Below are 12,734 nucleotides of genomic sequence, written 5' to 3'. Positions count from 1 at the left end.
TCCGATGTTAATAGGGCCCCACCCTCGAGCGGCGGAGCCGCTCCAAAATTACAGCCCCACCCTTCGCGAAGGGGTACATCCAAACCACCTCCGCGAAGGGGTCACCCCGAACTCAAACTTTGCGAACGGGTCATCCCGATTTGACACTTCGCGAACGGGCCACCCCGAACTCACACTTCGCGAACGAGTCACCCCGATCCGACATATCGCGACCGGTCACCCCGACCTCACCTTCGCGAAGAAGCCCCTCCAAAAACTCCAGCCCACCCTCCGCAGAGGGGCGGGCTGGAGTCTCGAAATCTCAACCTTCGTAGAGGGGCAAACTGGTCCCAACCTTCGTGAAGGGCGGGCTCCTACCTCAGCTGTTCCAGTCGCCCAGTCCGTCGCTGCTGCTCATGGTGCCGCCGGTGGTGTTCTGCACGATCACCGCGTCACCCTTCTTGACGTTCTCGTAGAACCATTGCCCGTCCTCGGTGCTGACGTTGAGGCAGCCGTGGCTGGTGTTCTCCACACCCTGCGAGGCGACCGACCACGGGGCGGCATGGACGAAGATGCCGCTGTTGGAGATTCGGGTGGCGTATTCGACGTCGAGTTTGTAGCCCTCGGGGTCGTCGATCGGGACGCCGTAGGTGGAGGAGTCCATCACCATCTCGCGGCGCTGCTCGCCGACGATGTAGGTGCCGTTGGGGGTCTCGTGGTCGGTTTTGCCCATCGAGGTGGGCATGGTGCGCACGACCTCGCCGTTGCGGGTGACCGTGATGGTTTTGGTGTTGTCGTCGGCGGTGGCGATCACCGCGTCGCCCACATGGAAGGCGCTGCGGCTACCGCCGGCTTCCACTACGACATCGGTCTGGCCCGGCCAGAACTCGTTGGGGCGCCAGCGCACCTGCTGATCGCTGCGCCAGTAGAAATGCCCGGGGACCTCGGTCGACGGGGTGATCTTGATGGCGCGTTCGGCGGCCGCCCGGTCTTGCACCGGTTCCTTGAAGTTGATGATGATCGGCTGCGCGATGCCGACCTCTTCCCCTTCGGAGGGGTTGATGGCCGGAGGCGCGAAGTTCGCCTGCGGCGGGCCGGGCTCGGTGACGCCGGCGGCCGAGCCCGAGGGCAGGTTCGGCAGCGCGTAGGCGGGCGCGGTGGCAACCGTGGTGGCGGTGGCGAGCGCGGCCGTCAACAGGACACCCTGCCGGAGCCGGCGCGCAGCCCGGCTTCTGGTCGGCAGCGACCCGGTGTTCTCGGTGACATGCATAGAGTGTTCGTCCGTCCATTTCGACTCTGGAGCGTGCGGGGCCGGTAGGCCGCCGGACGTCCTTCGGAGCACCCCGGCGAGTGTTCGCGGAGTTCTGGTGGAGCACCTCCACACGCCGTGGACTCCCAGATCTTGTCGAAAGGTCGTGCGAGCGCCGCCGGTAGTGGAGTTGTGGAGCGGTCCCGACGGGCGATGGTGCGTCGCGCTGGTAGTGCCCGAACCACACTGGTGCGCCTCCGCTCCGGTTTCCTTCCTACTGCCTTGACGTGTTCGTGACCAATGCTCATTTCTGTTACATAGCTGTGATGCATCAATGGTGGTCGTGGTCACCCTTCGGGCCCCGAGCTACCGGTCCGACCCGGCAATACACCCCCACCCGCGCGTTTCCGGGCCGCCGACGGCCCGGCCCGAAGGAAACGGAATGGTCACGGTCAAACCTGTTCATGACATATATCACCGGATCCCGTCCGGGCCCGGGGCGTCGCGGATCGCTTCGCGCGCGGTCGCACGTGCGCGGACTCACCGAGTCGACGGTCGGGCCGCCATGGTGTATTCATGGCGTGTTGTGCCGAGCAAGGCTGTGGTGCGGTCCGGATTCGATGCGGAGACAGGGTTCGGCGACGCAGCGGGAGGACTGTGCGTGTCTGGATGGACTTCGTCTCGAGTGACGGTGGCGGTTGCCGGAATGGCGGCCGCGGTCGCGCTGACGGTCGCGGGTTGTAGTTCCACGATCGAAGGTCGTGCGCAGCCGGTGAGCGAGACCGGAACCGTGGACGCGGTGGATGTGACCGGGCCGGGGTCGGGGACCACCTCGTCGGCACCGACATCGTCCGCGCCTACCACCACCCCCACCGAGGAGGGCGGCTCGGTGAGCTTCGACGCCGAGGTGGGCGATTGCGTCACGCTGGGCGGCACCACCACCGATGCCGAGATCGAAGCGGCCTCGTGCGGGAGCAACGAGTCGAACTACAAGGTCATCGGCAAGGCCGAGCAGAGTTCGCAGTGTGTCGGTGACGCCGACAACTACTACGCCGAGAGCCGCAACGGTATCGAGATGGGCGCGCTGTGTCTCGATATCGACTGGGTGATCGGCGGCTGTATGGATGTGGGTACCGGCACGACCGGTCCGGAGCGCATCGATTGCTCCGTCACCTCGGCGGTGGACGGGGTGAAGGTCGTCGCCATCGAGGAGAACGCCGACGATGTGAGTGCCTGTGGCACCGGTAGCAGCGGCTATGTCTACACCGAACGGCGCTTCGTGGTGTGCGTGGACGAGCTGTGAGGGTGTGCCGGTAGCGCGGCGACGTATCGGGCGCCGGTGGCGTCCGCCCGCACCGTCAAGGGGACCGACAGAAAAAGAGCGGGCACGTGGCCCGCTCTTTTCCGTTCGCTTCGCTACCGCACTCAGACGGGCCGGAATCCCGATCCGACGCTGTTGCGGCTGTCGATATCGCCCATGATGGTCGACATATTGGTGCCCACCTCGGGGCCGAAGCAGGCGATCGCCAGGTAGGCGTTCACCATGCCGACCAGGGTGGATCCGACGACGACGGGTGCTCCGGAGTCACCCTCCATCACACACATCTGCGACCAGGTCTCCATACTGCTGGCGAATACGTCGCCGTAGGCGATACCGCAGGTGTTGCCGGTGGTGCGGCCTTCCTTGCAGACGATCATCGGGAACTGTGCCGGACCGCCGAGCCCAGTGATGCTGAGGTTGCCGACCCGGTTGACCGGGGTGACCCGGCCCGGATCGAATTCCAGGATGGCGTAGTCCAGTTCCTGGTTGGAATGTACGAACCGGCCCAGCGGCCCGGCGCCGGGATCCTGTTCGGAGTACACCTCGTGTCCAGGGGTTCCGCAGTGGCCGGCGGTGAGTCCCACCAGTCTGCCCGCGCCGTCGTGCCCGATCGTGGTCAGCGTGCACTGAATCGCCATATCGGACATATGGCCGGGCTCGGAGGAGATGATGAGCCCCGATCCTCCACCGAGTACGGGCCGGCCCGGATCGGCTGCCACCGTCCCGGTTCCGAGCAACGCCGAACTCAGCGCGACGGCGAAGACGGCACCGGCCGCCTGGGCGAGTTTCCTGAACATATCCCTCCAGACCTCGAAGCCCGCACGATATCAACGTGTGGCACCTCATCGTGGCAGCAACGGCCGCGACGCGCGCCCCGAGTCACCGATTACCGCCGAGTTCGCTTGTGCCACTGGCGGGTTCGGCTCTCCGGTCGTGCCTTCGGCCGGGCGGTTCCCGCACGCGGTGGATTCCGCGCGAAGTCCGGCCAAGATACCTCCGGAAGAATAGCTTAACGCTATTAATCATCCCGGATTTCGGGTCGCGGGTCGAGTAACAGTCGAATCTCCGTGCCGCGTCGAATGGGTATTTTTCAGGAATACTCTCCGTTATTTAAGTGAACCGTGATTCTTGTCGCAACTAGTCGCGCCCGACGCCTTATCCCCCGCTCAGCTGTATGTTCTTCCAAAATCGCCGGAGACATGTTGGGATACACACCAAGGCGTCTCGGATAACTCGATGGTCACGGCGCGCGGTGATGAACGTCTATGACCGCACTCACGCGTCTATGGTGTGTTCCGCACTACTACGTAGTAAGGTGCCTCAAGCAAACCAGCCGTCGGGGTAGGTAACCGACGTCGAGAGGGGTTAGTCAGTGCAGTCGACCAAGAGTCCACCAACAGGTTCTCGGTTAGGCGGAGCGGTCGAGTGGACGCGGGACTACTGGCGCGACCACCCCAGACGTTCAGTGGAGACGCTCGGCCGCCAGATGACGATGGCCGTCGAAGCGATTACCGAACTCGTCGTGAGTATTTTCCGCGGTCGGTTCCCGGTGAACGAGTTCATCCGGCAGTGCGCGTTCATGGCCAACGTCGCCGCCGCGCCGACCCTCCTGGTGGCCATTCCGATCGGCGTCATCGTATCCATCCAGGTCGGAGCGGTTGCTCAGCAGGTCGGCGCGACATCGTTCATCGGTGCTGCCAATGGCCTCGGCATCATCCAGCAGGGCGCGCCTCTGGTCACCGTGCTGATGATCGCGGGTGCGGTCGGATCCGCGATCTGCGCCGACCTCGGCTCCAGAACCATTCGCGAAGAAATCGACGCCATGAAGGTTATGGGTGTCGATCCGCTGCGCCGGCTCGTCGCGCCCCGGCTCGGGGCGGCAATGCTGGTCAGCGTGCTGCTCTGCGGATTCGTGGTATTCGTCGGATTTCTGACCGGCTACATTTTCAATATTTTCGCCCAGGGCGGCACGCCGGGTTCCTATATATCTACCTTCGCGTCCTTTGCGGTAACGCTCGATCTGTTTGTCGCGCTGTTGAAATCGATGCTGTTCGGTCTGCTCGCGGCAATCATCGCCTGTGATACCGGATTGAACACCCGCGGTGGTCCGGGTGGCGTCGCCAACTCGGTGAATACCGCCGTTGTCATGTCCGCGGTGATGTTGTTCGGAGCTAATGTGATCTTCACCCAGGTGTACAACACTTTGTTCCCCCCGCAGGTGGTGTGAGCCGGTGTCCGCAACCTATGTGCCCCCGCTGCTCAAACCGCTGCAGCAACTGCGAAATGCCGCCGGAGCACCGGTCCAACTGCTGGCCCGGCTCGGACACCAGGTGTTCTTCTTCCTGCGCTCGATCGGCTCGATGCCGTTGGCGTTCAAGCAGTACCCCAAAGAGGTCTGGCGGCTGCTCTCCGATGTCACCTGGGGCAACGGCAACCTCATCGTCGGTGGCGGAACCATCGGCGTTGTTCTCATCCTGAGTGCTTTCGGCGGGATCACCGTCGGCATCCAGGGCCATACCTCGCTCGATCTGCTCGGACTGAGTCCGATCACCGGCGCCATCTCGGCCTTCGCGACCACACGTGAACTCGGCCCGCTGCTCGCCGCGCTGGCTTTCGCCGCTCAGTCGGGCTGCCGATTCACCGCCCAGCTCGGCGCGATGCGTATCTCCGAGGAGATCGACGCGCTGGAATCCGTGGCGATCCGCCCGCTCCCCTATCTGGTGAGTACCCGGATGATCGCCGCGATGATCACCATCCTGCCGCTGTACTGCCTCGGCCTGGCGAGCGCCTACATCTCCTGCTCGCTCACGGTGCAGCTGATCGGCGGTACCGCCAGCGGTACCTACCAGCACTACTTCTACCAGTTCCTGGTCCCGACCGATGTGCTGTATTCGCTGCTCAAAGCGATCGTCTTCGTCGCCATCACCACGTTCATCCAGTGCTACTACGGCTTCTTCGCCTCCGGTGGCCCCGAGGGCGTGGGTGTCGCGGCCGGCCGCGCGATCAAGATGTGCATCATCGTGGTCGTTTTCGCGGACCTCTTCATGACCTTGGCCATCTGGGGTGTCAACCCCGGCATCCGGATCTCGGGGTAGGCAATGATCATCGATCCGAGTGGGCGCGGGCCCACGATGAAGCAATTGCTCATCGCGGGCACCTGCGGCCTTATCGTCTTCGCGGTGGTGCTCGGCTTCCTGATGGCCCGCTACCAGGGCTATTTCGTCGAGAAGGTGCGGGTCACCGCGAATCTCACCACCACCGGTGACGGTCTGCCCGAACAGGCCGACGTGAAATTCCGCGGTGTGCTCGTGGGCGCGGTGAAGGATGTCTCCGTCGCCGCGCAGGGTGAACTGCAGGAGGTGAACATCGAGCTGAAGCCCGAGTTCGCCGACGGTATCCCGGCCACGGTCACCGCCCGGGTGGTACCCAGCAACCTGTTCGCCGTCACCTCGGTGGAGCTGGTGTACAACGGCCCCAGCCAGGATCATCTCGACGAGGGTTCGGAGATCCCGGAGGACCGCAGCCAGGGCACCATCGCGCTGCAGGACACACTGACCACGGTGCAGAACATCCTCGACGCCATCGACCCGATCCAGTTCGGCCGGGTGCTGGGCACGCTGTCCTACGCGCTGGACGGCAGCGGCCGGGTGCCCGGTTCGACCATCGAGCGGCTCGACAACTGGCTCACCTCGGTGGATCAGTCGATTCCGGACCTGGGCGTATTCCTCGACGATATGTCGGGTTCGGTGCATGCCCTCAACGAGTCGGCGCCGGAACTGATGGACGTCCTGGCCACCTCGGTGCAGACGGCGAGCACGATCGCCGACCGGCGTCAGCAGCTGGTCGATCTGATCAGCGGCGCCAGCGGCACCGTCGATTCGGTCAACGACCTGTTCGCCCGTAACCCCAACCTCGGCAAAGAACTGACCGTGGGGATGAACCAAACCTTCGGCGCGCTGGCTTCCAGCCCGTCGTCGATCACCAACGCGATCAGCAACCTGAACACCTCGGCCCGCAAGCTGACGACCACGTTCACCTGGGGACCGCAGCGGCAGATGGTCTGGAACGCGGGTGTCAGCTTCACCCCGTTCAACCCCAACACCGTGGCGGACTGCCCGCGCTACGGCGACCTGGCCGGTCCCAGCTGTGCCACCGCGCCCGCCGTGGCCGACCCCGGCTATCTGCCCGAGCAGATGCAGCCGCGCCGGCTGTCCGGCGCCGAGGGGCTGCCGCCGGTGGTGCCGATCCCGGGTCTGCCGCCGATCCCGGGGATCACCACGGAAACCGGCGCTCCCGCGCCGGCCCAGCCCCCGGCCGGTAACAACCCGTTCTCCGGAACCCCGCTGGAAGGTCTCTTCCCGCAGGGTCTCCCGCAGCTGCCCGGTCTGCCCGGCGCGCCGGCTCCCGCGCCGGCCGCCCAGCCCGGGGAGCAGCCGCAGAACCCGCCCGCGCAGCCCGGTGCTCCGGCGCCGGCGGCGGACAACGGAAACGGCGCCGCCCCGGCGGCCCGGCCGATCACCTACGAGGGCGACGCCGCGGTGGAGACACTGCTCGGCCGCAAGCCGTCGTCCGTGGAGTACCTGATGTTGAGTTCGATCATGGAGGGCGGAACCCTGCGAGTGACCGAGGAGGCCGCCGCGTGAAGGGGGTACGCAAACCGCTGATCGGGTTCGGCCTGTTCGCGATCGTCTCGGTGCTGGTCACCGTGCTGGTGTGGAATACGCTGGCCCGCACCGTCGACGGTGGTACCAAGACCTATTCCGCGATTTTCACCGACGTGCTCGGCCTGCGCGAGGGCGACGATGTCCGGATGGCGGGGGTGCGCGTCGGCAAGGTCGAGAAGATCGAGATCACCGACGACCACAACGCCAAGATCAGTTTCATCGTCCAGGACGATCAGACCCTCTTCGGCAACACCAAAGCGCTGGTCCGGTACCAGAACCTGATCGGCCAGCGCTATGTGGCGCTGGCCCCCGGCTCCGGCGGGGACGCCTCGCAGCTGCCGGAGGACGCGACCATTCCCGTGGACCGCACCGAGCCGTCCTTCGATATCTCGGCGCTGCTCAACGGGTTCCAACCGCTGTTCGAGGTGCTCGAACCCGAGCAGGTGAACCGGCTCTCGGAGACCTTCATCCTCGCGTTGCAGGGTGACCGGGTCTCGCTGAGTTCGTTCATCGCGCAGGCGGCGACCATGGCCACCGATTTCCAGCGTCGTGACGCCATCCTCAGCGATGTGATCACCAACCTCAGCGGTGTGATGGCGGGCCTGGCCAAACGAGGGGACGAATTGGAGACCCTGATTACCCAGACCAGGGCGCTGATCGGCGGCCTGTACGAACAGGGGCAGCAGTTGCTCGGTTCGACCGAACAGATCGCCGACGCCACCACCGCTCTCGTCGGAATGGTCGGCAATATCCAGCCGAAGCTGGAGGCCGTGCAGAATTCGACACGTGACGCTTTGACCCTGTTCCTGGCCAACGGCGCGAAACTGGATCAGGCCGCGATCGACCTGCCCGCAATTCTCGCAGACGCGGGACGCTTCACCTCCGAAGGCGCATACGCGAACGCGTATATCTGCCGGCTGGATGTCTCGCTCTACGGTGTCCTGTTCCCCCGCGGACTGTTCTCGCAGATCGGCGGCAATTCCCAATCGGCGGTGTGCCGGCCATGATGACGAAATTCAAAACCTGGTTCAACAACAATCGCTATTTCGGCCTCGGACTCATCGGGGTCGCCGTGGTGGCGGTCCTGGTACTGGCCTCGAGCGGGTTCCGCAATCTCGGGATCGGCGAACAGTCGATCAAGGCCGAGTTCGTACAGTCCGCGGGTATCTCGATCGGCGATAAGGTCGATGTGGCCGGCGTACCGGTCGGGCGGGTCGCCGACGCCGAACTCGAAGGCGATCACGTTCTGGTGACCCTTCAGGTCAGCAATGACGTGAAGCTGGGGCCGGACGCCCGGGCGGCCATCAAGATGGCCACCCTGCTCGGCGCCCGCTACGTCGACCTGGACCCCGGCGACGGCTCCGGTCTGCCCGACAACCGGATCCCGAAGATCAACACCGCGGTTCCCTACGACCTCGCCGACGTCATCGACAAGGGCACCCCGGAATTCCAGGATCTCGATCCGGGCAAGCTCTCGGAATCGCTGAACCTGTTCAACGAACAGTTGCAGGGCTCCCCGGAGCTCGTCGTGCAGTCGCTGGACAGTATCGGCGCGCTGGCCAAGGTCATCGACAGCCGCAAGGGTGATGTGGAGCAGCTGCTCAAGGACCTCGACCGGGTCACCACCATCCTGGCCGACAACCGCAACAGCGCGCTGCTGATCATCACCCAGGGCGAGGCCATCGCCTCGCGGGTGGTCGAGCGCCAGCAACTGCTGCGCACGCTGCTCGACAACACCGCCACGCTGACCGCCCAGCTGCAGGCGATCGGCGCGCAGAACAACGACCAGTTCAGCGGCACCCTCGACCAGCTCAACACCATGGCCGCGGGTCTGCAGAAGAACAAGGACAACCTGGACCGGCTGCTGTCGATCATGCCGCCGTCGGTGCGTTACCTGGCCAATGCCTGGGGTAACGGCAACTACGCCGAGGTCGGCATCCCGTGGCTGTTCCCGGACAACTGGTTGTGCTTCGCCCAAGTCGCCGAGGGGTGCCAGGGATGAATCCGAAGAAGATCGGCCTCGTGAAGAACGCGGCGAAAGCGCTGGTGATCGGTGTGTCGGCGCTGGCGATCGGTAGTTGCTCGACGGTGAGCAGTGTGGTCGGCGGCGATATGAAGATCACCGCCGATTTCGAGAACATCGCCGGTATGTTCGAGGGCAACCCGATCACCGTGCTCGGGCTCGAGGTGGGCAAGGTCGACAAGATCGTGCCGCACGGCGATCTCATCGAAGTCCATATGACGATCGACGGCGACGTCGAGATCCCGAAGAGCGCGATGGCGGTGGTGATCTCGCCCTCTATCGTCACCGACCGCCATATCGAGTTCACACCGCGCTACGTCGAAGGCGATAAGCTCGAGGACGGCGATCATCTGCCGCTGGAGCGCACCGACGTACCGGTCGAGCTGGATACGATGCTCAAGACCATCGACAAATTCGCGGACGCGCTCAAACCGCAGGAAGGCCAGGAGGGGGTCGGCCCGCTGTCGGGCCGGGTGCTCTACCCGATGCTCAACGGCCAGGGCGAGAAGATGCGCGACACCCTCAACGCGCTGTCCAGCGCGCTGAAGGTGGGCGTCGACAACAAGGACGCCATCTCCAACATCATCATCAAGCTCAACGAGCTCACCACGATGCTGGCCGAGAACGACCAATCGGTGCGCGATTTCAGCAATTACGCCACCCAGATGACCACGATGCTGGCCGAGCAGGCGCCCGGTCTGCAGGGCACGTTGCAACAGCTGTACGACTTCCTGAACAACACCAGTTCGGTCTTCGCGCAGCATCAGGATCAGCTGGTGGACACCCTGACCCGGATGAACACGGTGATCGAGCAGCTGCGGGACAACTCGCGCGGTGTGACCGAGGTCGTCGATGTGGCGCCCATGCTGCTGCAGAACATCCACCGGTCGATGAACTACGAGCAGGGCTACGTCCGGCTGCACGCGCTCATCGGTACCAACCTCGCGGGCGGCGAGATCGTCAGCCTCTTCTGCGAACGGATACAGATGAAGTCCGACGGCTGCCGCACCGGCCGCCCCGAAGACTTCGGACCCGACTTCGGACTCACCGCCGCACTGCTGGGACTGACGAAATGATGCGAACGATCCGACGGGCCCGCCGCACCGTCGCCGCGCTGGCGGCGGCCGGGACCGTACTGCTGGCATCCGGTTGCGGTCTGACCGTGGAGACCATCCCGCTGCCGAAACCCGGCACCGGCGGGGAAACCTTCACCCTGCAGGCGGTGTTCGAGAACGCGCTGAACCTGCCGGATCAGGCCAAGGTGAAGGTCGGCGGTTCCGATGTCGGTGTGGTCACCAATATCGAGACCAAGAACTTCCAGGCCATCGTCGATATGGAGATCCGCAAGGATATCGAGCTACCGGTCGGCACCACCGCGGAACTGCGGCAGGCGACCCCGCTCGGCGATGTCTTCATCGCGGTGTCCAAACCGCCCGCCGGACAGGGCACCGAGCTGCTCGAGAGCGGCGATACGCTGCCCATCGAGCAGACCTCCGCCGGCGCCACGGTCGAGGAACTGTTGCTGTCGGTATCGCTGATGTTCAACGGCGGCGGTATCGCCCATCTGACCCGGCTGGGTACGGAACTGGATTCGATCGTCGGCGGCCGCAGCGACCAGGTGGTGCATCTGGTCAACGAGATCACCGGCGTGGTGTCCAGTATCAACGCCAATTCGGCCCGGATCGACAGTGTGCTCGGAGAGTTCAGCACTCTCGCCGGCACCCTCGACAGCCGTCGCGCCGAACTCGGCCAGGTCGCCGATACGCTCCCGGATATGATCGGCGCGGTCGCCGAGAACAACCGGGCGCTGGGCGATCTGCTCGGCAAGATCGCCACCACCAGCAACGCGCTGGGCGATTTCGCGAAGACCACCGGCGGTGATCTGGCCGGTACCCTCGACAATCTCAACAGCCTGATGGCGGCGCTGGCGGCCACCGGCGACAATTTCGGTGCGCTGATGGACGTTCTGCACGAACTGCGGGATCCGGTGGACGCCACCTTCCGCGGCAGCAGCCTCGCCGCTCAGGTCAATGTCACCAACCTCGATATCGCCATGCTCACCGCGCCCGGGACCAGCCATTTCTACGATGTGCGTGATCTCCAGGACTTCGCGGGCAGCCTCATCCAGATCCTCCAGGTAGTGCAGTACCGGGTGGGAGGCCAGTGATGCTCAAGAACCACAAGATCCTGCTGTCCAATATCGGGCTGGTCCTGGCACTACTCATCGGCGGAACCTATCTGCTGGTCAACGTGATGCGGGTGAATCCGCTGCGCAGCACATACACGGTCGTGGTGAACCTGGACCGCTCCGGTGGTCTGCAGCCCGGTAACGATGTGACCTTGCGCGGATACCGGGTGGGCGAGGTGAGCTCGCTCGAACTCGTCGGCGACGGCGCCGGGATCCAGGCCGAAGCCGAAATCGATTCGCGGTACGACATTCCGGTGGACACCAAGGTCGCCGTGCAGGCACTGTCCGGTGCGGGCGAGCAGTACATCGATTTCCGGCCCGCCACCGACCAGGGCCCGTTCCTCACCGACGGTTCGGAGATCACCTTCGATCCGGAGCGGGTGAGCACCCCGGTGCCGATCTCGTCGGTGCTGGAGAACTCCAGCGACCTCATCGCCCAGGTGAACCCGGAACATTTCGCGGTCATCCTGAACGAGCTCGATATCGCGCTCAGCGGCGGCCCCGACCAGCTGCGCTCGCTGATCGAAGGCGTCAGCCTGGTTTCCGCGGGGCTGGAGTCGCTGCTGCCGCAGACCACCAATCTGATCGCCAACCTGCGCACCATCGCCTCCACCACCTCTCAGGCCCAGCCGGACCTGGGTACCCTGACGGCGAATTCGCAGGTACTGTTCGACCAGTTCAACAAGGCGAATGCCGAGCTGATCAATGTCCTGGACCAGGCGCCGGGTCAGTTCGCCAGCGTGACCGCGACACTGGACACCACCAGTGATCCGATCACCGCGCTGACCAACAATTTCGTCGCGGTCACCCGCGCCGCCCAGTTGCGTACCCCCGCGCTGGCCGCGCTGTTCCCCGCGCTCGAACAGGGCGGCGCGGCACTCGGGGTTCCGGCCCACGACAACGAGTTCCACACCATCCTGGATATCTGGTTCCGGCCCTTCTGCCAGTACCAGTCCACGCCGGTGAAGACCCAGGTCGTCCAGGACGGCACCATTCCGATGTGGAACTACTGCGATAACCCGCCGCCCGGGCAGCAGATCCGTGGTGCGGTCAACGCGCCGCGGCCGAACATCCCGGACAACGGTGCGTCACTCCCGCCGGGGGTGGATCCGAACGAACGTACGCTGCCGCCCGTGAAGTAGCAGAGACCGGTCGTCCGGCGCCGGGTGCGACGGTGCATACTCTCGCAGAGATGCCCGCCACACCCGGCGGTCGTTTTCCGACCGGTAGATTACGGCGCGTCTCCAGCCGCGCCGGGAAGGTGTGAACAGTACAGATGTCCACAGAAAAACCCGTCTCCGACCCCTTGG

The 12,734-nt window shown here is 64.8% G+C and carries 11 protein-coding genes; 9 read left to right on the top strand and 2 right to left on the bottom strand.

The window, feature by feature from the left end:
• Nucleotides 1–358: 358 nt before the first annotated feature.
• A complete protein-coding gene (locus ACWDU1_RS06270; protein WP_449996220.1) occupies nt 359–1,249 on the bottom strand; it encodes a L,D-transpeptidase in 891 nt (296 codons plus the stop codon).
• 640 nt (nt 1,250–1,889) lie between these two features.
• On the opposite strand from ACWDU1_RS06270, the gene lppU reads away from it, so the two are divergent.
• A complete protein-coding gene (gene lppU, locus ACWDU1_RS06265; RefSeq protein WP_449996219.1) occupies nt 1,890–2,531 on the top strand; it encodes an LppU family putative lipoprotein in 642 nt (213 codons plus the stop codon).
• Nucleotides 2,532–2,653: 122 nt separating this feature from the next.
• Here lppU and ACWDU1_RS06260 read toward each other — a convergent pair whose 3' ends face one another.
• Nucleotides 2,654–3,346, bottom strand: coding sequence for a serine protease (locus ACWDU1_RS06260; protein ID WP_449996218.1), 693 nt, complete (start codon nt 3,344–3,346; stop codon nt 2,654–2,656).
• Between the two features lie 575 nt (nt 3,347–3,921).
• On the opposite strand from ACWDU1_RS06260, the gene ACWDU1_RS06255 reads away from it, so the two are divergent.
• From ACWDU1_RS06255 to ACWDU1_RS06220, 8 genes are read left to right on the top strand one after another with little or no spacing between them, the layout of a single operon-like run.
• On the top strand, nt 3,922–4,776 hold the full coding sequence (locus ACWDU1_RS06255; protein ID WP_449996217.1) for an MlaE family ABC transporter permease: 855 nt from the start codon (nt 3,922–3,924) through the stop codon (nt 4,774–4,776).
• 4 nt (nt 4,777–4,780) lie between these two features.
• A complete protein-coding gene (locus ACWDU1_RS06250; RefSeq protein ID WP_449996216.1) occupies nt 4,781–5,644 on the top strand; it encodes an ABC transporter permease in 864 nt (287 codons plus the stop codon).
• A 3-nt stretch (nt 5,645–5,647) separates the two neighbouring features.
• A complete protein-coding gene (locus tag ACWDU1_RS06245; RefSeq protein WP_449996215.1) occupies nt 5,648–7,192 on the top strand; it encodes an MlaD family protein in 1,545 nt (514 codons plus the stop codon).
• On the top strand, nt 7,189–8,220 hold the full coding sequence (locus ACWDU1_RS06240) for an MCE family protein (protein ID WP_449996214.1): 1,032 nt from the start codon (nt 7,189–7,191) through the stop codon (nt 8,218–8,220). Before ACWDU1_RS06245 ends, ACWDU1_RS06240 begins: the two co-directional genes overlap by 4 nt.
• Nucleotides 8,220–9,215: an MCE family protein gene (locus ACWDU1_RS06235; RefSeq protein WP_449996213.1), complete on the top strand. Its 996-nt coding sequence runs from the start codon at nt 8,220–8,222 to the stop codon at nt 9,213–9,215. Before ACWDU1_RS06240 ends, ACWDU1_RS06235 begins: the two co-directional genes overlap by 1 nt.
• Complete coding sequence (locus ACWDU1_RS06230) at nt 9,212–10,312, top strand: MCE family protein (protein WP_449996212.1); 1,101 nt, start codon at nt 9,212–9,214, stop codon at nt 10,310–10,312. The genes ACWDU1_RS06235 and ACWDU1_RS06230 overlap by 4 nt, the downstream gene beginning before the upstream one ends.
• Nucleotides 10,309–11,403 (top strand): MCE family protein, encoded by a 1,095-nt coding sequence (locus tag ACWDU1_RS06225; protein WP_449996211.1) that lies wholly within the window; start codon nt 10,309–10,311, stop codon nt 11,401–11,403. The genes ACWDU1_RS06230 and ACWDU1_RS06225 overlap by 4 nt, the downstream gene beginning before the upstream one ends.
• On the top strand, nt 11,403–12,566 hold the full coding sequence (locus ACWDU1_RS06220; protein WP_449996210.1) for an MlaD family protein: 1,164 nt from the start codon (nt 11,403–11,405) through the stop codon (nt 12,564–12,566). The genes ACWDU1_RS06225 and ACWDU1_RS06220 overlap by 1 nt, the downstream gene beginning before the upstream one ends.
• Nucleotides 12,567–12,734 lie beyond the last annotated feature (168 nt).

The organism is Nocardia sp. NPDC003345, from assembly GCF_053589395.1.
The sequence above is the reverse complement of the archived record's forward strand: the minus strand, read 5'-3'. Positions and strand labels throughout refer to the sequence as shown.

Coding starts and splice junctions, on each gene's coding strand:
- ACWDU1_RS06230 (WP_449996212.1), top strand. CDS start 9,212: ATGAATCCGAAGAAGATCGGCCTCGTGAAGAACGCGGCGAAAGCGCTG.
- ACWDU1_RS06220 (WP_449996210.1), top strand. CDS start 11,403: ATGCTCAAGAACCACAAGATCCTGCTGTCCAATATCGGGCTGGTCCTG.
- ACWDU1_RS06225 (WP_449996211.1), top strand. CDS start 10,309: ATGATGCGAACGATCCGACGGGCCCGCCGCACCGTCGCCGCGCTGGCG.
- ACWDU1_RS06235 (WP_449996213.1), top strand. CDS start 8,220: ATGACGAAATTCAAAACCTGGTTCAACAACAATCGCTATTTCGGCCTC.
- ACWDU1_RS06245 (WP_449996215.1), top strand. CDS start 5,648: ATGATCATCGATCCGAGTGGGCGCGGGCCCACGATGAAGCAATTGCTC.
- ACWDU1_RS06270 (WP_449996220.1), bottom strand. CDS start 1,249: ATGCATGTCACCGAGAACACCGGGTCGCTGCCGACCAGAAGCCGGGCT.
- ACWDU1_RS06260 (WP_449996218.1), bottom strand. CDS start 3,346: ATGTTCAGGAAACTCGCCCAGGCGGCCGGTGCCGTCTTCGCCGTCGCG.